Source organism: Microbispora cellulosiformans, assembly GCF_008728085.1.
GTDB lineage: Bacteria > Actinomycetota > Actinomycetes > Streptosporangiales > Streptosporangiaceae > Microbispora > Microbispora amethystogenes.
In genome coordinates this window covers 221609-241059 of record NZ_VYTZ01000009.1, presented here as the reverse complement: position 1 = coordinate 241059, position 19451 = coordinate 221609, and the positions used below count along the sequence as shown (strand labels likewise).

The 19451-nt window shown below is 72.5% G+C and carries 14 protein-coding genes; 5 read left to right on the top strand and 9 right to left on the bottom strand.

Annotated features, from left to right (window positions below; translation table 11 throughout):
- Nucleotides 1–91 precede the first annotated feature (91 nt).
- Together lpdA and F5972_RS25525 are read left to right on the top strand one after the other, a co-directional pair.
- Nucleotides 92–1492 (top strand): dihydrolipoyl dehydrogenase, encoded by a 1401-nt coding sequence (gene lpdA / locus F5972_RS25530; RefSeq protein ID WP_150936611.1) that lies wholly within the window; start codon nucleotides 92–94, stop codon nucleotides 1490–1492.
- Nucleotides 1493–1630: 138 nt separating this feature from the next.
- Nucleotides 1631–2536 carry an HD domain-containing protein gene (locus F5972_RS25525; RefSeq protein ID WP_150936609.1) on the top strand — a complete coding sequence of 302 codons (906 nt, stop codon included), beginning with the start codon at nucleotides 1631–1633 and terminating at the stop codon, nucleotides 2534–2536.
- A 932-nt stretch (nucleotides 2537–3468) separates the two neighbouring features.
- On the opposite strand, the gene F5972_RS25520 is transcribed toward F5972_RS25525, so the two are convergent.
- On the bottom strand, nucleotides 3469–4869 hold the full coding sequence (locus tag F5972_RS25520) for a hypothetical protein (RefSeq protein ID WP_150936607.1): 1401 nt from the start codon (nucleotides 4867–4869) through the stop codon (nucleotides 3469–3471).
- Between the two features lie 390 nt (nucleotides 4870–5259).
- Here F5972_RS25520 and F5972_RS25515 point away from each other — a divergent pair, with 390 nt between their 5' ends.
- Both F5972_RS25515 and F5972_RS25510 read left to right on the top strand, forming a co-directional pair.
- Nucleotides 5260–6669 (top strand): MFS transporter, encoded by a 1410-nt coding sequence (locus tag F5972_RS25515; RefSeq protein WP_150936605.1) that lies wholly within the window; start codon nucleotides 5260–5262, stop codon nucleotides 6667–6669.
- Between the two features lie 239 nt (nucleotides 6670–6908).
- Nucleotides 6909–8975: a cellulose binding domain-containing protein gene (locus tag F5972_RS25510; protein ID WP_150936602.1), complete on the top strand. Its 2067-nt coding sequence runs from the start codon at nucleotides 6909–6911 to the stop codon at nucleotides 8973–8975.
- Between the two features lie 5 nt (nucleotides 8976–8980).
- On the opposite strand, the gene F5972_RS25505 is transcribed toward F5972_RS25510, so the two are convergent.
- The 8 genes from F5972_RS25505 to F5972_RS25470 form a co-directional block, all read right to left on the bottom strand.
- Entirely contained in the window at nucleotides 8981–9757 is a 777-nt protein-coding gene (locus F5972_RS25505) for a class I SAM-dependent methyltransferase (protein ID WP_150936601.1), read from the bottom strand.
- A gap of 354 nt (nucleotides 9758–10111) precedes the next feature.
- Nucleotides 10112–11335, bottom strand: a complete 1224-nt coding sequence (locus F5972_RS25500; RefSeq protein WP_150936599.1) for an LLM class flavin-dependent oxidoreductase — start codon at nucleotides 11333–11335, stop codon at nucleotides 10112–10114.
- Nucleotides 11336–11423: 88 nt separating this feature from the next.
- Entirely contained in the window at nucleotides 11424–12107 is a 684-nt protein-coding gene (locus F5972_RS25495) for a class II aldolase/adducin family protein (RefSeq protein ID WP_150936597.1), read from the bottom strand.
- Between the two features lie 25 nt (nucleotides 12108–12132).
- On the bottom strand, nucleotides 12133–12948 hold the full coding sequence (locus tag F5972_RS25490) for an ABC transporter permease (protein WP_111699222.1): 816 nt from the start codon (nucleotides 12946–12948) through the stop codon (nucleotides 12133–12135).
- Nucleotides 12949–12961: 13 nt separating this feature from the next.
- Nucleotides 12962–13807 carry an ABC transporter ATP-binding protein gene (locus F5972_RS25485; protein WP_225311851.1) on the bottom strand — a complete coding sequence of 282 codons (846 nt, stop codon included), beginning with the start codon at nucleotides 13805–13807 and terminating at the stop codon, nucleotides 12962–12964.
- Nucleotides 13808–13836: 29 nt separating this feature from the next.
- Complete coding sequence (locus tag F5972_RS25480; protein ID WP_111699220.1) at nucleotides 13837–14934, bottom strand: ABC transporter substrate-binding protein; 1098 nt, start codon at nucleotides 14932–14934, stop codon at nucleotides 13837–13839.
- Between the two features lie 16 nt (nucleotides 14935–14950).
- A complete protein-coding gene (locus tag F5972_RS25475) occupies nucleotides 14951–16009 on the bottom strand; it encodes an ABC transporter substrate-binding protein (protein WP_111699218.1) in 1059 nt (352 codons plus the stop codon).
- Between the two features lie 166 nt (nucleotides 16010–16175).
- Nucleotides 16176–17192 carry a LacI family DNA-binding transcriptional regulator gene (locus F5972_RS25470; RefSeq protein ID WP_111699216.1) on the bottom strand — a complete coding sequence of 339 codons (1017 nt, stop codon included), beginning with the start codon at nucleotides 17190–17192 and terminating at the stop codon, nucleotides 16176–16178.
- Between the two features lie 237 nt (nucleotides 17193–17429).
- Here F5972_RS25470 and F5972_RS25465 point away from each other — a divergent pair, with 237 nt between their 5' ends.
- On the top strand, nucleotides 17430–19421 hold the full coding sequence (locus F5972_RS25465; RefSeq protein WP_150936594.1) for a glycoside hydrolase family 127 protein: 1992 nt from the start codon (nucleotides 17430–17432) through the stop codon (nucleotides 19419–19421).
- Nucleotides 19422–19451 lie beyond the last annotated feature (30 nt).

Here is a 19451-nt window from a genome sequence, read left to right as displayed (position 1 = left end):
TGTCTGGCGCGTAACCGGCCTCTACCCCGGGCTGGCCCGTCCATCCGGCCCCGGGGAACGCGGAAGAAGGCGGCGGCGTAGGGTCCGGTGCATGACCGATCATTACGATGTGGTGGTCCTCGGCGCGGGGCCCGGCGGATACACGGCGGCGGTCCGCGCGGCCCAGCTCGGGCTCAGCACGGCGGTCGTCGAGGAGCGTTACTGGGGTGGAGTCTGCCTCAACGTCGGGTGCATCCCCTCCAAGGCGCTGCTGCGCAACGCCGAGCTCGCGCACCTCCTCACGAACGAGACCAAGACGTTCGGCATCCAGGTGGACGGCCGGATCTCCCTCGACTACGGCGCCGCGTTCCGGCGCAGCCGCCAGGTCGCGGACGGCCGCGTCAAGGGCGTCCACTACCTGATGAAGAAGAACGGCATCGCCGAGTACGACGGCCGGGGCTCCTTCACCGGCCCGAACGCCATGGAGGTGCGCGGCGCGGACGGCTCCGTGCGGACCGTGACGTTCGGCCACTGCATCATCGCGGCCGGGGCGACGACCCGCCTGCTGCCCGGGACGTCCCTGTCCGAGCGCGTGGTGACGTACGAGGAGCAGATCCTCAGCGAGAACCTGCCGGAGAGTGTCGTCATCGCGGGCGCCGGGGCGATCGGCGTCGAGTTCGCGTACGTGCTGCACAACTACGGCGTCAAGGTGACGATCGTCGAGTTCCTCGACCGGATGGTCCCGCTGGAGGACCAGGAGGTGTCCGCCGAGCTCACGCGGCGCTACCGGCGGCTCGGCATCGAGGTGCTGACCTCCACCCGGGTCGAGTCGATCGACGACAGCGGCGCGAAGGTGCGGGTGACGGTCTCCCGGAACGGCGAGACGTCCGTGCTGGAGGCCGACAAGGTCCTGCAGGCCATCGGCTTCCAGCCGCGCGTCGAGGGATACGGCCTGGAGAACACGGGCGTACGGCTCACCGAGCGCGGCGCGATCGCCGTGGACGGCAGGTGCCGCACCAGCGTCCCGCACATCTTCGCCATCGGCGACGTCACGGCCAAGCTCATGCTCGCGCACGCCGCCGAGTCGATGGGGATCGTGGCCGCCGAGACGATCGCCGGCGCGGAGACCATGGAGCTCGACTACGTGATGATCCCCCGCGCGACCTACTGCCAGCCGCAGATCGCGAGCTTCGGTCACACCGAGGCGCAGGCGCGCGAGCAGGGCTTCGACGTGAAGGTGGTCAAGTTCCCCTTCACGGCGAACGGCAAGGCCCACGGCCTCGCCGACCCGGCCGGGTTCGTGAAGGTGCTCAGCGACGCGAAGTACGGCGAGATCCTCGGCGCCCACCTCATCGGGCCCGACGTCACCGAGCTGCTGCCGGAGCTGACGCTGGCCCAGCAGTGGGACCTCACGGTGCACGAGGTGGCGCGCAACGTCCACGCCCATCCCACCCTCGGCGAGGCGGTGAAGGAGGCGATCCACGGCCTGGCCGGCCACATGATCAACATGTGAGGGGCCCCGCACGGTCGGTTACCCTGATCGGAAGGCCAGGCGCGAGGACGCGGGTGGGGACGGCCCTCAGGGGCGGCCCCGTACGGCCCGCGCGGGGTGCGGCGGCCCGGTACGGGCGGACGACGCGAGGGCGGCCCGATGGCGAGGGACGACGCGAACGGCACAGGCACCTCAGGCACGCCGGGCACGCCGGTTCCGCCCGGCCACGCCGGCTCCGCCGACGCGCCGGCGTTGCTGGCCGTCATGCGTGAGCTGGTCTTCCCGCCCTACCTGATCGAGCGGTCCTCCGTCGTGCCGCAGCACGTCACGCGGCACGAGAACGACGCGGAGCACTCCTTCGCCCTGGGCCTGGCCGCCGTCTGCCTCGCGCCGCTGGTCGACCCGGCGCTGGACCTCGGCAGGATCGCCAGGTACGCGCTGGTCCACGACCTGCCGGAGGTCCACGCGGGGGACGTCTCCGTGTACGCCGACCCGGCGGAGCGGGAGAAGAAGGCCGTACGCGAGGAGGAGGCGCGGGAGATCATCGCCCGCGACTTCGGCGGGACGTTCCCCTGGCTCGTCGAGGACCTCGACGGCTACCGGGCGCAGCGCGACGCGGAGAGCAGGTTCGTCTACGCGCTGGACAAGCTGCTCCCCCACGCCAACGTGCTCCTCGCCGACCATCACCCGCTGCGGCCGACCTGGGCGGCGTACCGGCGCACCGAGATCACGGCCCGGCGGAAGATCGCGGCGAGCTGCCCGGCACTGCTGCCTCTCTTCGAGGAGCTGTGCCGGGAGTTCGCCCGGCGGCCTCACCTCTTCTCCGGCGGGGCCGCACCTCAGGAGCCGTCACCTCCCGCCGCGGGAGATGACGATGGTCGCCAGGGCGAGCAGGACCGCCCCGGTGACGGCGGACAGCATCCGCAGGTGCAACGGGAACGACGGCCCGAGCACGGCGGGCAGGGCGACGAGGAAGGCGCCGGCCGCGTTCGCGGACACCCGGAGGAAGAGCCGCGACCGCGACCGGTGCACGACCACGGGAAAGCCCACCTTCGTCGTCAGTGAGCCCGGCGCCTGCTCCGCCGGTCCCTCGGCCGCCAGTCTGATCGTCACCCGCGCGAGCGCGTCGAAGGCGAGCGCCTCGGGCTGGAGCCAGAACTCCACCGTGTCGTAGCGGAGCGACAGGTCGTACGACCAGTCGGAGGAGATCTTGAGGTAGGTGCCGTCGGTCGCGCAGGCGAGTTGCCGCACCGGCTCGCAGTAGCCGTCCGCGTAGAAGGTGACCCGCACCTTCACCGAGTCGCTGTCGCTGAGGCTCAGCCGGCCCGCCGCGTCGAGCCCGGCCTTCCTGTCGTCGCCCAGCACGGGCTCCTCCACCCGTACGAAGTAGGAGGACCTGAAGGTGGGATGCTGCGCCAGCCGCCGGGCCACGCCGAGCCACAGGTGCGGGTCGTCGTCGCGGGTCCGCGACGGCGGGAGCGGGTCGGGGAACCGGGCGGTGGCCGGGTAGAAGCGGGCGCCGTTGACCGCCTCCAGCCCGGCGACGAACGACGCGCCCCTCGCCCTGATCTCCGCCTCGGTCAGGGGGAAGTCGTCCAGGTTCGCGTAGTCGTCCACCCGGAGGCGGAACACGAACATGTCGGCGACCCGCACGGCCGCGACGACCCTCGCGAGGCGCACCGGTACGACGAACGGCGGCGGCGACTGTGACGCCGGGGCTGGGGGCGCCGGACTTTCGGGCGCCGGGGAGTGGGCGTCGGCCACGAAGCCGAGCAGGCACCGCCGCCCGACGACCGAGCGGTCCGCGACCGCCCGCTGGAGGGCCCGCGCGACGTAGCCGGCCTTGTAGCGGAACTGGATCACCGCCCCTCGGGGCAGGGCCAGCGCCGTCAGGACGTCCTCGGCGTACCTGCGCCGCAGGTCGGACGAGAGCAGGAGCACCGAGGGGCGGGCGTCCGGCGGGCCGGCCGCCCTCGTCCGGAGGAGACCCGGCGCCCTCATCGCCGGGCCTCCGATCGGCCGTCGAGCAGGTGGTCGTCGAGCGCGAGGAACCGTGGCCACACCCGATCCTTCGGCAGTTCGTCGAGGCCGAGCCGTGTCGTGGGCTCGTACCGCAGGCCCTGATCGGCCAGTGACCGGTGCTCACCGAGGACGATCGGCTCCGGCACGCTCCTCGACTGGTCGCCGGTCAGGTCGACGACGAGCCGCCCCGGGTCGTGGGACGGGCCGATCTCGACCCAGCAGTGGTGGCTCACGTCCTCGTCGCCGCACCGGCCGACCCGCAGGCGGCCGTAGCAGTACGCGGGTTCGAGCAGCAGGCCGGCGCGCAGCTCGCGGGCGAGCCAGACCGAGGTCACGCCGCACTGCCCGCGCGGGTCGCCGCCGCCCGCCCGCTCCTCCTGGTAACGCGGATGGACCGTCCGGTCCGACCAGCAGGCCTCCAGCATCCGCCGGTAGCCGAGGAGCCGGGCCCGCCACTCGGGCGAGGCGAGATCCGCCTGCCGGGGCCTCACGTGGTCGCCGCCGGAGTGGGTGCGCCGCGGCACCGTGATCACGCCGTCGAGCGCCCGGACGTTCCGCTTCGCCGTCGCGGTGACCCCGAGGATCATGAGGACGTTGCGCGGGGTGTCCAGCAGCTGCGGCACCGATCCGCCCGGCATGCGCCGCGTCTGGAACAGCCCCGTCTCGTCGTACCTGTAGGCCACGGGCGACAGCGCGACGGGGGTGAACCCCGACGCCAGGAACGCGGCGCCGTCGAAGCCGAGCATCGGGTTGTAGGCGGTGACGACGTAGTCGCCGGCGTCCGCGAGCCTGATCTCCCTGACGGCGCGGGCGACGGTGAGGCTCATGAGGTTGGCCGGGATCCCGGCCAGTCCGTGCATTCTCGTCAGGACCAGCACCCGGCCGGGCTCTGCCCGCAGCCCGTGCCCCGCCAGCGCGTCCATGACGTACTGCCGGTCGCACCGGGAGAAGGCCACGTACGTGAGCGGCATCGTGGCGCCCGGCAGGAACAGCCCGAACTGGAGGAGGGTGTCGGCCCGCTCGCTGTGCAGGTAGTGCAGGCGGGACTGGACGAGATGACCGACGCTGGGCCTGACCTGCCCGAAGCGCAGCCGGGTCCGGTAGCCGTCGGTGAACGAGAGGCTCAGATCACGGCGCACCTTCTCGACGTTCAGCAGGACGGAGGCGTGCGCCTGGTGCGCCGCGTCCTGCGCCGACTGCCGCACCTGCGCCGCCCGTACGACGGCCTGCAGCCGGATCTCCTCGTAGACCTTGTCCGGCGACCATCCGACGATCGCCGTTCTGCTCAGCCGGGGCAGGTGCAACCTCACCTGGATCTCCAGGGCCCGGAGATCCACTCCTGTCGTCTCGGCGTCGGCGCGGATGCGCGCCCGCATCACCTCCATGAAAGACTCGACATCCCGATCACGAAGCCCTTCTCCCCACGAAATCTCGCTTCGCGCTTTCTCCCTTCGCGGCGTACACGTGGTCTTGGGCACGTCTTCTCCCGCAATCCGCGAGAAGTTCTGTAAATGACGTCGTCAAGGATAGGACCCGGATGGCCCCCTGTCAGGGCCGCGACCGATCCGGCATCACCTTTTAACGCGCTCGCCGCAATTGCCGGGAACCGGCGCCAATTCGTCAGGGGTCGATTTCCCGATAGGGCGGCCCGCGCCCGGGGTGGGGAGCGAGGGCGCAGCCTGTGCCCGGGTTGTGTCGGTCTGAGTGCGTACGATCGGTGCCGGTCCGCCGGACGGTGGACGGGTGCCGGGAGAAGGGGGCCGCCGATGGGCGGGGCGAGGTTCCACACGCGCAGGATCGGGCTCCTCGTCACCGGCAACCTGCTCGGCGGCATCGGGGTCGCGGGCGGGTTCGCGGTCGGGGGACTGCTGGTCGAACGGCTGGGCGGCACCGCGTTCGCGGGGCTCGGCCAGGCCGCGAGCGTGCTCGGCTCGGCGGTCGCGGCGGTCCCGCTGGCCGGCCTGGCCGCCCGGTCCGGACGGCGCCGCTCACTCGGGGTGGGATACGCGCTGGCGATGACCGGCGCCGTGCTGATCATCACCGCGGCGGTGGTCGCGCAGATCGTCGTCCTGCTGGCCGGGCTCGCCCTCTTCGGCGTCGCCCAGGCGGTCAACCTGCAAACCAGGTACGCCGCGGCGGACGGCGTGCCCGCGGCGACCCGGGCCCGGCTGATGTCGCTGGTGATGTGGGCGACCACCATCGGCTCGGTGGCCGGGCCCAACCTGAGCGAGCCGGGCGAGCGCACCGGCCGCCTGCTGGGCCTGCCCGCGCTGACCGGGCCGTACCTGTTCGCGGTCCTGTCCTTCGCGCTGGCGGCCGTGGCCGTGCTGTTCCTGCCGCGCGCGGCCCGCGCGCCCGTCCCGGCCGGTCGCGCCGGGGCCGCAGCGGGTGATCGGGGCGCGGACGGCACGTCCCCCGGCGTGGATCGCGCGTCTCCGGGGCTGAACGACACGTTCTCCGGCGCGGAGAGCGCGGACGGCGTCTCCCCCGGCACATCCCCGGGCTCGTCTCCCGGCGCGGCTCCGGGCGGGGCGCGCGCCGCGCTGGGCTGGGCCCTGCGGCATCCGGTGGCCCGGCTCGGCGTCGTGCTGATCGCGGTGGCGCACGCGGTGATGGTGATGGTGATGATCATGACCCCGCTGCACATGCAGCACCACGGCATGTCGCTGCAACTGGTGGGCGTGGTGATCTCCCTGCACGTGCTCGGGATGTACGCGCTGAGCCCGCTCTTCGGCTGGCTGGCCGACCGGTTCGGCCCGGTCCGGGTCGCCCTCGCCGGGATGGCGATGCTCGCGGCGTCCGTGGTCCTCGGTTTCTCCGCCGCCGCCCTGCAGGCCGGCAGCGCGCTCACCGCGACCGCGCTCATCGTGCTGGGCCTGGGCTGGTCCGCCTCGATGCTCTCCGCGTCGGTCCTGCTGGCCAACACCGCACCGGACCGGTTGCGGATTCCGTTGCAGGGCGCCACCGACGCCGGCATGAGCTACGCGGGGGCCGTGGCGGCCGCTCTGGCGGGCCCGATCCTCGCCGCCGGCGGATTCCAGGCGGTCAACGTCGCGGCGGCGGTCATCCTCATGCCGGCAGTGGCCGTCGCGGCGGCCGCCCTGCGGGCGCGCGGTGAGGGCGGGCCCAGGGTGTCCCGCCCGCGCGACGCCGCACCCGCCGCCGAGCGAGGCTGAACGAATCACGGCCGTGACCGCCACCGGCCCCGGCCAAGCGGGGCTGACGACGGGGCTGAACGAATCATGGCCGTGACCGGCGCCGATCGCGGCCGACCACCGCTGATCGGCGCTGATCGGCGCCCACCCGGGGACGACGCCGGACGGGCGGGCGCCGGGCTTGACGAAACGATCACGGCGGGCGATCGTCGGAGCCTGGTGGCACCGGAAGCACCCCTCCCCCCGTACCGGAGTACTTCATGCGAAGAGCCCTGGCCGTTCCGCTCGCCGCGCTCGTGGCCGCGCCCCTGCTCGCCGCCGCGGCCCCCGCCCAGAGCTCTCCGCCGCCGCTCGCCCCACCGGCGCGGGGCGGCACCGTCACGGTCACGGTCAACGCGAACGCCGGGCTCGGCGCCGTCCACGAGGCGGCGTACGGCGCCAACGCCGCCATCTGGGACGCGCACATGAACGACCCGGTGGTGGCGCGGCTGTACCGGCGGGCGGGCATCGCCGCGGTGCGCTACCCGGGCGGCTCGTACGGCGACCTCTATCACTGGGAGACCCACACGGCGCCGGGCGGGACCGTCGCGCCCGGCACGGACTTCGACGCGTTCATGCGCACGGTCAGGGCCGCCGGCGCCCAGCCCGTGGTGATCGCCAACTACGGCACCGGGACCCCGGAGGAGGCGGCCGGATGGGTCCGGTACGCCAACGTCGTCAAGAAGTACGGCGTGAAGTACTGGGAGATCGGCAACGAGATCTATGGCAACGGCCACTACGGCGCCACCTGGGAGTCCGACGACCACCAGGACAAGAGCCCCGCGGCGTACGCCCGCAACGCGCTCGATTTCGTCCGCGCGATGAAGGCCGTCGATCCCGCCGTCAAGGTCGGGGCGGTGCTCACCATCCCCGGAAGCTGGCCGGACGGCGTGGTGGCCGCGGGCGACTCGGCGAACTGGAACCACACGGTCATCCCGGCCCTGGCCTCCGAGGTCGACTTCTTCACCGTGCACTGGTATCCGGGCACGAGCATCCCGGACACGACCGGCGACGTCGCCAAGCTGCTGGCCTCCCCGCCGGGGCTCGCCGAGATGCTGGCCCAGGTGCGGGCCGACGTCGCCGCCCTGGGCGGCCGCGACATGCCGCTCGCGCTGACCGAGGTCGCCTCCAACATCGGGCGCAACACGCACGCGGCCGGGCTGTTCGCCACCGACGCCTACCTGACCGCGCTGGAGAACGGCGTCTTCACCGTGGACTGGTTCGACACCCACAACGCGGTCGAGAAGATCAGCACGATCGACGGCGAGACCGACTTCCAGGACATCGGCTTCCTGTCGCTCGGCCAGTGCGCCGACGGCGTCTGCGAACCTCCCGTCAACACGCCGTTCCCCTCCTACCACGGCATCGAGATCCTCGGCACCGCCGCCCGTCCCGGCGACGACCTGATCAGGGCGGCCTCCGACCAGTCGAAGGTGGCCGTGCACGCCGTGAGGCGGGCCGACGGCGACCTGTCCGTCGTGCTGGTCAACAAGGATCCGGCCACCGCCTATCCCGTGCGGCTCCGGTACGACGGGTTCACCCCCTCGGGGCGGCCCCCAGTGACGTACGCCTTCACGCGCGGGGCCACCTCGATCGTCCGGGCGGAGCAGGGCGGCCCGTACGCGCGGACGCTGCCGCCGTACTCGGTGACGACGATGACGCTGAGCGCGGCGAAGGGCCCGAAGCCCGCGCCGGCCCCGGGCACGCCGACGGCGCGCGGCGCCGCTGACGGCGTCACCGTGAGCTGGCCCGCCGCCGGGGGACCGCGGCCGGACCGGTACGAGGTGTACCGCCAGGTGGGCACGGAGACCACGCTGCTGGGCACGACCCGGGACACCTCGCTGACGCTGCGCGGTCTGGAGCCCGGCGCCGCCTACACGGTCAACGTGCTGGCCCGGGACCGGGCCGGACGGCTGTCGCGGCCCTCCGCCCCGGTGACCTTCACCGCCCCCACGCCTCCGGACAGCGCCTGCGCGGTCCGTTACCGGGTGACGCAGGGCTGGGGCCGGGGCTTCGTCGCCACGGTCACCGTCACCAACCGCGGCGCGGCCGACGTGTCCGGCTGGACGCTGGCGTTCCGCTTCCCGGTGGCCGGGGAACGCGTCAGCAGCGGGTCGGGCGGCACGTGGACGTCGGAGGGTCAGGACGTACGGGTCGTCCCCGGTGAACAGAACGCGACGATCCCCGCGGGCGGGTCGGTCGGCGTCGGGTTCGTCGGCGCGAACGAGGGGGCCTACCCCTCCCCCACGGTCTTCCGCCTGAACGGCACCGTCTGCTCGACGCTGTAGGCCTGTCAGTGGGTGACGCGCAGCTTGGACTGCCGGTGCCGGGACCGCTCCCAGTCGTCCATGAACCTGGCCTTCAGGCCGTACCGCTCGGCGAGCCGCACCAGCGTCTCGGTGCGGTAGTAGAAGTCCTCGCGCAGCACATGGTGCTCGGCCTTCTCCGTACGGTCGAAGGTGAAGTCGAAGAAGCCGTCGGGGTGCAGGACGCGCCCGACGTGCCGCAGGCACTCGTCGATGACCTCGATCGGGCTGTGGGAGAAGACGCTGTGCGCGTGGACCACGGTGAAGTGCGCGTCGGGGAGGAAGCCGAAGGTGAGGTCGTTCACCAGGGTCAGGTGCGGCAGCCGCGACTGCAGCCCGCGCTGCGCGACCGTGTCCGCGGCGGCCAGCAGGATCTCCGGCGAGATGTCGATGCCGTGGTAGTGGCCCGGCTCCAGGTGGTCGATCAGCCGCCAGCCCAGGCGCAGGTTGCCACAGCCGATGTCGAGCACGCGGTCGCGCGGCGTGAGCCCGTGCCGGACCAGGTAGTCGAACTGCAGTTTGCCGATCCGCAGCCAGCTTTCCCTGCCGTGACTGCCGATCGCGGCGTCCGCGTCCATCTCCGCGATGTCGGCGCGCATCACCTCCCGGTAGTAGGAGACGTGGTCGGCGGTCGTCAGCCGCAGCCGCGCGTCGCGGGTCATCCGCCGCAGATGCGGCCAGACCTTTCCGGGATGACGCAAGGCGTAGGCCACCTGGTAGCTGAGACGTGACCGCGGCCTTTTCACGTATGGCTGTCGCTGCATGCCCCAAAGGTAGGCGCGCGGCAGGCGAGGTCATTCGGTTTCACGTACGGCATCAAGGAAAATTTGCCCGGAAGAACGGCTCCGCCACGCCGGGGTTCCCGGAAATCCTCGAATGACGAAATGCTGTTTTTGACGATTGCGGCGAATTCTTGCCCTCGATGCCGCTGAAGGGTGAATTACGCCGTGAGAGGCTTTCTCACAAGCGCCCGCCTCGCCGGGCGCGACCCCGCGGCTCATCGCCAGCAAAGCCGCCCGGTGTTGAGATGGCGAAAAACCGCATGAAGCCCGCCCTCCTCGTTCTTCGCGACGAGGAGGGCGGTGCCGCGTCGGCGCCGCGTACGGACGGTTCCGGGCTCAGCCGGCGGCGACCAGCGGCGAACCGGACGGTGCCGGCCCGGACGCAGACGGCCCGGACGGCGGCGAGCCGGCGGGGTTCGGCCGGGTGTATCCGGCGGGCCGCAGCGGCCCGGGGTCGTCGTGCGTCACCGGCAGCAACGGCATGACCTGGGCGCCGAACCGGTAGGTCTCCTCCAGCAGCGGATTGCCCGAGACGATGAACGAGTCGATCCCGAGGGCGTGGTATTCGCGGATCCGGGCGGCGACCGACTCGGGGCTGCCGACCAGCGCCAGGCCGGGGCCGCCCCGGATCAGGCCGAAGCCGGACCAGACGTTCGGATAGACCTCCAGGTCCTGGGCGAAGCGGGGTTTGACGCCCTTGTGGAACGACAGCTGCCGGGCCTGCCCCACCGACTCCTGCCGCCCGGACTCGGCCTGCACCCGGGCGACGACGTGGTCGTCCAGGTGGTCGAGCATGTCCTGGGCGGCGGCCCAGGCCTCCTCGTCGGTGTCCCGGACGATGAGGTTGAGCCGGATGCCGAACCGGAGACTCCGGCCGTGCTTCGCCGCGCGGGCGCGGACGTCCGCGATCAGTTCGGCGGTCTCGGCGGGCGGCTCACCCCAGGTCAGGTAGTTGTCGACGTGCTTGGCGGCGACGTCACGGGCGATCGGCGAGGCGCCGCCGAACCACAGCGGCGGGTACGGCTGCTGGAGGGACAGGAACGCCGCCTCGGCTCCGCGGATCTTGAGGTGCTTACCGTCGAAGTCGACCCGCTCCCCGCGCATCAGCGCCCGGTAGACGGTGAGGAACTCGTCGGTGTGCTCGTAGCGCTCCTCGTGCTTGAGGTGCACCCCGGCGGCCTCCAGCCCGGTGTGGCCGCTGACGACGTTCAGGACGACCCGTCCGCCGGAGTTCTGGTCGAGCGTGGTCGCGAGCTTGACCAGCGACGTCGGCGTGTAGACCGAGGGGTGGACGGCGATCACGAACTTCATCCGCCGGGTGGTCGGGACCAGCGAGGCCGCCGTGATCCAGGGGTCCATGCCGCTCGTCGGCTGGGTGGCCAGCAACGCTCCGTAGAAGCCGTTGACGTCGATCGACTTCGCCCACGCCTGGACGTACTCGAAGTCGACCCGCCGCCTCCAGGCCGGGTCCCAGGGATACCGGCCGTCGCCCGCGATCAGGTACCAGAGGATCTCCAGGCGGCGCTCGGGGAGCGGCGGGAGGGAGCCGGGCTCGGTCATGGGTTCACTCCTGCGGTCGTGCTCCGGCTCATCGTGCTCCGGCTCATCGTGCTCCGGCTCGTCGTGCTCCGGCTCGTCGTGCTCCGGCTCATTGGACGATCGGCTTCGAGCCGCCCAGGGGGACGGCGAGGATCTCCAGGGCCGCCGCCTCCTCGATCGTGGCGACCAGCCGCGCCGTGCTCAGCGGGCCGTCGTCGAAGGCGAGCAGCCCGTGGTTGGCCAGCAGCACGGCCTTGGTCTCCGGGTGCTGTCCGAGGAGCGCGGTGATCGAGGCGCCGAGGTCTCCGTTGTTGCGCGTGCGGTACGGCGCGCAGGGGATGTCCACCGTCTGCCCGCGGTTGACCAGCGGCTCGTAGTTCGGCGGGATGGGCCGGTGTGCCAGGGCGAACGCGGTGGCGTGGAGCGAGTGCGTGTGGATGACCGCGTGCACGCCGGGGCGGGCGTAGGCCAGGGTGTGCATCTGGAGGACCTGCCGCACGCCGGGGCCGAGCCTCCCGGCGACCAGGTCGCCGTCCAGCGTCACCACGCCGAAATCCTGCTCGGAGATGTCGGCGGGCAGCCCCTTGGCGTTGATCAGCAGGTGCCCCGGGGAGCCCGGGAGCCGGACGCTGGCGTTGGCCGAGTAGGGGTTCCGCAGCGCGCCCAGCTGGTGCAGCAGGTGCACGGCCTTGATGAGGTCGGCGCGCACGGCCGCGTCGGCGCCGGTCAGCACGACCTCTCCGGCGGTGAGCCAGCCGTCCTCCCGGACGGGGCTCGTCAGTGTCGACGTCATTGGTCTTCTTTCTTTCTCGTGGATCTCAGTCCTGGGCGCGGGTGGCGCCGAAGTGCCAGTGCAGGATCCGTCTCTCGACGAACAGGAACGCGAAGTTGAGGAGGTAGCCGAGCATCGCGATCGTCGCCGCGCCGACGATCAGGTCGGTCACCAGGAAGCTCTGCTGCTGGATCATCAGAAGGTGGCCGAGCCCGTCGTTTCCGGCGATCATCCCGACCACCACCGAGATGACCAGCGACGCGGCGAGGGCCGAACGGAGGCCGACGAAGATGGCCGGCGCGGCGGCCGGGATCACGACCTCGGCCATGGTCTGCCGCCAGGTCAGCCCGAAGGTGCGGGCGGTGTCCATCATCGTGCGCGGGGTGGAGCCCGCCCCCGAGTACGCGTTCAGCAGGATGTGGAAGAACGCGGCCAGCGCGACCACACTGATCTTCATCGCGTCGTCGATGCCGAGATAGAGGATGAGCAGCGGGATCACCGCCGAGATCGGCATCGGCCGCAGCAGTTCGAGCGGGGGTTCGACCAGCACGTAGACGAACCGCACGCGGGCCATGAGCACACCGACGGCCACCGCCAGGACGGCGGCGATCGCGTATCCGATCAGCATCGTGCGCAGCGTCTGCAGGATCGCGGCCGGCAGCGGCCCGCCGAGGATCTCGCTCCACCACTTGGCGGCGACGTCGGTCACGGTGGCGTACCTGGGCGACGGATGGGTGGAGGCGTAGCGCTGCCAGGCGAGCAGGACGCCGGCGAAGACGAGCCAGCCGAAGAACCTGCTGCGCAGCGCGCGCGGCAGGCGGCCCGCCCGCCGGGGCGTCGTCACGGTGGAGTCTGTGGCCATCGGCCGCGTCCTTTCAGTCCAGCACCAGGTTCAGCAGGTCGCGCCGGTGCCGGAGGAAGTCCGGCAGCTCCCGGGTGGTCACCTGCTCGCGCGGGCGGGGCAGGTCCGTGCGCACGTCCGCGAGCACGCCGTGGCCCTCCGGGTGCAGCACCACGACCCGGTCGGCAAGGTAGACGGCCTCGTCGATGTCGTGGGTGACGAACAGCACGGTCACCCCGGCCTCGGCCCAGGCGCGCAGGATCACGTCCTGCAGCGTGGCCCGGCTCAGCGCGTCCACGCCGCTGAAGGCCTCGTCCATCAGCAGCAGCCGGGGCCCCGCGGCCAGCGCCCGGGCGATGGCCGCCCGCTGCTGCATTCCGCCGGACAGCTCCCAGGGGTAGCGGTCGGCCGCGTGACCGAGACCGACCAGGTCGAGGTAGTGCGCCACCAGCGCGTCGTGGTCCCCCGCCGGGGCCGCGTACGCGTGCCGCAGGCCGAACCGGACGTTGCCCGCCACGGTCTTCCACGGCAGCAGGGACTGCGCGTAGTCCTGGAAGACGCAGCGGGCCTGCCGCGGCGGCCCGTCGATCGGCTGCCCCGCCACCCGGATCTCCCCCGCCGACGCGGGGAGCAGCCCGCTGAGGAGCCGCAGCAGCGTGGACTTGCCGCAGCCGGAACGGCCGACCACGGCGACGAACTCCCCCGCGCCGACGCGCAGGGACAGGTCGCGGAGCGCGGTGACCTCGCGCCGCCGGCCGCGGTAGGTCATCCGGACGTCCTCGGCCTCCAGCAGGGGCGCGGGACGTCCGGCGCCGCCGGCCGGGGACGCGACCGATGCCGCCGATGCCGAGGATGTCACCGATGTCGTCGAAATCGCCATCCGAAGAGCTCCCAGCGTTCGTCGTGAGGTCAGGGATTGGCGGCCGTGGCGGTGGGCCACAGGTAGGGCGTGAGGTCGATCGCCTGCTTCAGCGCGCCGTACCGCGCGCCGATCTCGATCCACTTGTTCTCCGCCGCCACGTCGAACGGGCCGCGCAACTCGCCGCTGGTCGCCGCCGAGGCCTTCTGCAGGGCGCCCGGATACTTGGACTCCAGCTTGCCGACGTCGGCGCCGCCGTACTTCACCAGCAGGGTGTTCTGCTCCAGCGGGGCGACCGACTGGAACGCGGTCACCCCCTGCCGGACGGCCCGCACGAAACGCTTGATCAGGTCGGGGTGGGCCTCGGCGTACGCGCGCTTGGCGCCGTAGCCGGAGGTCGCCGCGCCGTCCGGGACGCCGGAGTCGAACGCGCCGGCCACCGTCAGGCCGTACTGCGCCTGCCAGGCGGTGACGTACGCCCCGCTGGTGGCCGCCGCGTCGAGCGTGCCCTGGGCGACCAGCCCGCCGGAGGTGGTGCGGTCCTGCACCGTCGTGTACTTCGGCCCGTTCGGGTCGAGCCCCTGGTCCTCCAGCCACTTCTTGATCTGTACGGTGGTCAGCGCCTGCGCCGGGACGCCGAGCTTCCGGCCGGCCAGGTCCTTCGCAGAGGTGATGCCGCTGCCCGGCTTGGCCACGATGACGTTGACCGGCTGACCGGGCTTCAGTGCGTTGGCCGGATTGATGATCGTCAGCTTGAACCCCTGCTGGATGGCGGAGGTCCAGGCGAAGATGTCGGCCCAGGCGATGTCGATGGACCCGCCCTCGGTGGCCGCCACCAGAGCGGGACCGCCGCTGAGGGTCACGAGCTCGACCTTGATGCGCTCCTTGGCGAAGAACCCGTTCTCGATCGCGGAGTACACGCCGGGGGGCGATCCGGCGATGACGCCGACGCGGACGGTGTCGACTCCCTGTCCGGAGCCCTGCCCGGAGCCCTGTCCGGTCTCGGACGACGCCGCGGGACCGCCGCAGGCGGCCAGCAGCGCGCCGAGGGCGGCGACCGCCACCGGGAACACGAGGCGGCGGACGGATGCACGTCCGGCGGGGCGGGCCGCGGAGCCGGGGCCGCCGGGCGTGGGTGTGCTGATCACTGCATGGCCTTTCGGGTCAGTCCCGCCGGGAGACGCGTTCGTACGCGAGCCGCAGCGGGTCGGGGTCGATCCAGGAGTCGAGGTCGAAGTCGGCGCTCAGGAAGCCGTGGCGCTGGAGGAACGCCTTCTGTGTCCGCAGCAGGTCGACGCGCTCGTCGTCCAGCGTGGGGTGCAGGGTGCGGTGGAACCCGTCGCGGTAGGCGAGGAGCACCCCGTCGGCGCCGGAGCCGGTCTCGGCGGCCAGCACCTCGCGAACGCCCTCCAGGTCGCCCGCCGCCCAGTCGGCCGCGCGCAGCGACTGGACCAGGAACTCGACCACGAGCTCGGGCCGCGACCGCAGCAGGTCCTCGTGCACGGTGATCGGCCGCGGGGTGCCGTTGTTCACCCTGGAGCGCCGCGCAGGCAGCGCGTCCAGGTCGATGCCGACCACGGCGCCGCGGAGGCGGGCCTCCTCCAGCGCCGCGGCGCCCTTGGCGTACACCGCGTCGACGCGGCCGGCGGCGAGCGCGTCCAGTTCGGGGAAGCGCGGCGCGGCCCGCTCGGCGCGGACGCGCCCGGGAGGCACCACCGGGTCGAGCGGCAGCTCGACGAACTCGACGTCGTCGAGCGACAGGCCCGCGACGCCGAGCGCGCCCTTGAACCCGTGCAGGGCCATGGCGCGGGCCATGCTGGTGTCCCTGGTCGCGGCCCAGCCGGGAACCGCGACCCGGGCGCCGCGCAGGGCGGCCGGCGAGTCGATCGCGGAGTCCCCGCGGACCACGATCGACTGTCCCTCGTCGATCCAGGTCAGCCCGATCAGCCGGGTCCTGGCGCCCTCGGCGCGGGCCGCGATGGCGGGGACGTTCCCCCCTTCGCGGATCAGGCCGACGAGGTCGTGGTCGTAGTGGTGCCTGGCGATCTCCAGGGGCGCGTCCTGCAGGACCCCGATGTCGACGCCCAGGTCCGCGTAGCGGCCGGCCAGCCAGCCGAGCGCGTGGGCGAGTCCGCTCGCCGTCGGGACCGGACAGCGGGTGAACCAGAGGGTGTCCACGGACTGGGCCGTGGACGGCAGGGTCGCGGGCGTGGTCGTGGGCATGGTGCGCCCCTTCCCGCACTGCGCGCCTCAGGGGCGGCAGGCATTTCCTAGTAACTCTGCCGGAATACTAGGTTGGGAGGGACGATCTAGGCAAGTCGCCGCAAATAAGACACTGGAACGAGTGCGGTGGCGCGGCCGGGCCGTTACGGCCGGGCGGCCGGACCGGTCACGAGAGCGGCACCGAGGTCGACTCCCGCACCACGAGCCGGCACGGGTGGGCGTGGCGGCCCGGGGAGGGGGAGCCGTTGATGGCCGCCAGCAGCATCTCGGCCGCCGAACGGCCGAGCCCTTCGAGGTTCAGGTCGATGCTGGTCAGCGGCGGCTGGCTGGCCTCGGTCATGACATCCCAGTTGTCGAAGCCGATGAGGGCGACGTCCTGGGGAACCCGGCGCCCGGCGGCCCGCAGCGCGTCGCAGACGCCCCGGGCGATCTGGTCGTTGCCGCAGAAGACGGCGTCGAACTCGGTCCGGCCGGCCAGGAGGATGCCGACGGCCTGACGTCCCCACACCTCGCTCCACCCGCCGAACAGCGGTGGAGCGACCAGGGACAGCCCGGCCTCGGCGAGCCGCTCCGTCGCCGCGGCCGCGCGCACCCGGGCGGAGTCGTGGTGCTCGGGTCCGGTGATGTGGGCGATCCGGGTGCGCCCGACGGCCAGGAGATGCTCGATCGCCTTGCGCGCGCCGCCCGCCTCGTCCGGGACCACCGAGCAGTCCTGGGGGTCGGAGGAGCTGATGAAGGCGTAGACCACGGGCACCGGCAGGTTGGCGCCGATGGGCGCCCGCGCCTCGGTGCGCCGGCCGGTCACGATCATGCCGTCGACCCGGCGGCTGAGGAGGGTCTTGACGTAGTACTGCTCGCGGATGGGGTCGTCGCGCCCGTCGCAGAGAAAGACCGACATCTCCCCGGCGCCCAACGCGTCCTCCGCGCCCATCAGCACGGGGATGCTGAACCGCCCGATCGTGTCGGTGGTGATCATGCCGACCGTGTAGGTGCGTCCCGAGTGCAGGCTCCGCGCACCCGCGTTGGCCTCGAACGCCAGCTGCCTGGCCGCCTCGCGCACCCGCATCCGGGTCTCCTCGCGCAACGACCCGCGACCGTTGAGGGCCTTGGAGACCGTGCCCACCGACACCCCGGCGAGCGCCGCGACGTCGGCGATCGTGGCATGACGCTCCGACTTCCCCACGTTTCCCCCACTTTCCTTGCCGGTTGCCTGGGCCTCACTTTATAGGCCCCGCAATCGGCCGCAAGGTCACTGTAACAGCGTGGAAACAGGCTATTGACGGTCCCGATCCAGGTTGGATACCGTGACGGCAATCGTTTTCCTTCTTTCCTAATTTTTTCCTGCTGCATGTTCCTCGCCGTAACCGGGACAGGTCCTCGGCGGCGTGAAGGACGTCCCTGTCGCACGAAAGATTGAGGCATGACTCAGCAGAAGCTGTCAGACACACCCGCCGCTCCCGGCGTCCACCCGATCCAGGCGCCGGCCCCGTCCGTCCCCGACGGCGCCGCGGGGCCGGTCGCTCCGGGGCCCGGGGCGGTCGCCGCGCTGTGGCCGCTGGGTCCGGACCAGGTCCGTCTCGATCCGGACGGCCTGCTGGGGCGGTGGCAGCGGCGCAACGCCGCGGTCACGCTCCCGCACTGCGTGGACAACCTGCACAGCGCCGGGAACATCGGCAACCTTCGCGCCGCCGCGGGAGAGGCGGATGAGGCGTTCGCGGGCATGTGGTTCGCCGACTCCGACGTCCACAAGACCCTGGAGGCCGCCGCCTGGGAGCTCGGGCGCTCACCCGGTGACGCCGGGCTGCGGTCGTTCGTGGACGACACGGCCGCGTTGCTCGCCCGCGCCCAGCAGCCGGACGGCTACCTCAACTCCTACTTCACCGTCGCCGCGCCCGAGGACCGGTGGCGCAAGCCGGAGTGGAGCCACGAGCTGTACTGCGCCGGCCATCTCATCCAGGCCGCCGTGGCCGCCGCCAGGACCGGCGTGAGCCCCGGCCTGGTGACCGTCGCCCGCCGTTTCGCCGACCTGCTGGTGGAGCGCTTCGGGCCGGGCGGCGCCGACGAGGTCTGCGGGCACCCGGAGATCGAGACCGCCCTGGCCGAGCTGTACCGGCTGACCGGGCACCGGCCCTACCTGGACCTGGCCCGCCGGTTCCTCGACCTGCGCGGACGGGGGCTGCTCGGGCCCGGCCGGTTCGGCCCCGTCTACTACCAGGACCACGTGCCCGTACGCGAGGCCGCGGAGGTCGCCGGGCACTCCGTACGCCAGCTCTACCTCCTGGCCGGGATGGTCGACGTCGGCGTCGAGACCGGCGACCGCACACTGCTCGACGCCGCCGAGCGACTGTGGGAGGACGCCGTGCGCCGGCGCACCCACGTGACCGGGGCGCACGGGTCGCGCCACCGCGACGAGGCGTACGGCGATCCGTACGAACTGCCGCCGGACCGGGCGTACGCCGAGACCTGCGCGGCCATCGCGAGCTTCCAGTTCAACTGGCGGCTGCTGCTGGCGACCGGCCGCGCGCGGTACGCCGACGAGATGGAACGGGCGCTGTACAACGCGGTCGCCGTCGCCGTGTCCCACGACGGCAGGCACTTCTTCTACTCCAACCCCCTGCAGCTGCGCACGGGGCACACGGGCGCCGGAGAGGAGTCGGCGGCCCGGCGGCTGCCCTGGTACACCTGCGCCTGCTGCCCGCCCAACATCGCCCGGCTGATGGCCTCCCTGCACGGCTACCTGGCCACCGCACACGAGGACGGCCTGCAGATCCACCTGTACGCCTCGGGCAGCGTGGACACCGAGGTCGCGGGCTCCGCCGTACGGGTGGACATGCGCACCGAGTATCCCTGGCGGGGCCGGATCGAGCTGACCCTGGACGGTGCCGCGGCCGTCCCCTGGACCCTCGCGCTGCGCGTGCCGGAATGGTGCGAAGCGCACACCGTACGCATCGACGGCGGCCCGGTGATAGCCCCCGTCCGGGACGGCTACGTACGGCTCACCCGGGCCTGGGCGCCGGGCACGACCGTCGTCCTCGATCTGGAGATGCCGGTCCGGCAGGTGAGCGCGCATCCACGGGTGGACGCCGTACGCGGCTGCGTGGCGCTGGCCCGCGGGCCGCTCGTGTACTGCCTGGAGCAGGCCGACCTGCCGCCCGGCGCGGTCATGGAGGACGTGCGGCTGGACCCCGCGGCACCGGCCGTCGCGGACCGCCGGGAGGACCTGCCGGAGTTCCCGGTCGTCCTCACCGCCGGCGGCACGCTCGCCGACACCGGCGACGCGCTCTACACCGCCACGAGCGGACGGGGGCGCCGCGGCACCCCCTTCACGCTCACGGCGGTGCCGTACTTCCTGTGGGGCAACCGGAGCGAGGGCCCGATGCGGGTCTGGATTCCGATCGCCGCCTCAGGATGACCGCGCGGGCCGCGCCTGGCACGCGGCCCG

Bases quoted from the DNA above. Each gene is read 5' to 3' on its own strand.
- F5972_RS25500 (WP_150936599.1), bottom strand. From the start codon at position 11,335: ATGACCGAGCCCGGCTCCCTCCCGCCGCTCCCCGAGCGCCGCCTGGAG.
- F5972_RS25505 (WP_150936601.1), bottom strand. From the start codon at position 9,757: ATGCAGCGACAGCCATACGTGAAAAGGCCGCGGTCACGTCTCAGCTAC.
- F5972_RS25485 (WP_225311851.1), bottom strand. From the start codon at position 13,807: ATGGCGATTTCGACGACATCGGTGACATCCTCGGCATCGGCGGCATCG.
- F5972_RS25525 (WP_150936609.1), top strand. From the start codon at position 1,631: ATGGCGAGGGACGACGCGAACGGCACAGGCACCTCAGGCACGCCGGGC.
- F5972_RS25495 (WP_150936597.1), bottom strand. From the start codon at position 12,107: ATGACGTCGACACTGACGAGCCCCGTCCGGGAGGACGGCTGGCTCACC.
- F5972_RS25475 (WP_111699218.1), bottom strand. From the start codon at position 16,009: ATGCCCACGACCACGCCCGCGACCCTGCCGTCCACGGCCCAGTCCGTG.
- F5972_RS25510 (WP_150936602.1), top strand. From the start codon at position 6,909: ATGCGAAGAGCCCTGGCCGTTCCGCTCGCCGCGCTCGTGGCCGCGCCC.
- F5972_RS25465 (WP_150936594.1), top strand. From the start codon at position 17,430: ATGACTCAGCAGAAGCTGTCAGACACACCCGCCGCTCCCGGCGTCCAC.
- F5972_RS25515 (WP_150936605.1), top strand. From the start codon at position 5,260: ATGGGCGGGGCGAGGTTCCACACGCGCAGGATCGGGCTCCTCGTCACC.
- F5972_RS25520 (WP_150936607.1), bottom strand. From the start codon at position 4,869: ATGCGGGCGCGCATCCGCGCCGACGCCGAGACGACAGGAGTGGATCTC.
- F5972_RS25490 (WP_111699222.1), bottom strand. From the start codon at position 12,948: ATGGCCACAGACTCCACCGTGACGACGCCCCGGCGGGCGGGCCGCCTG.
- lpdA (WP_150936611.1), top strand. From the start codon at position 92: ATGACCGATCATTACGATGTGGTGGTCCTCGGCGCGGGGCCCGGCGGA.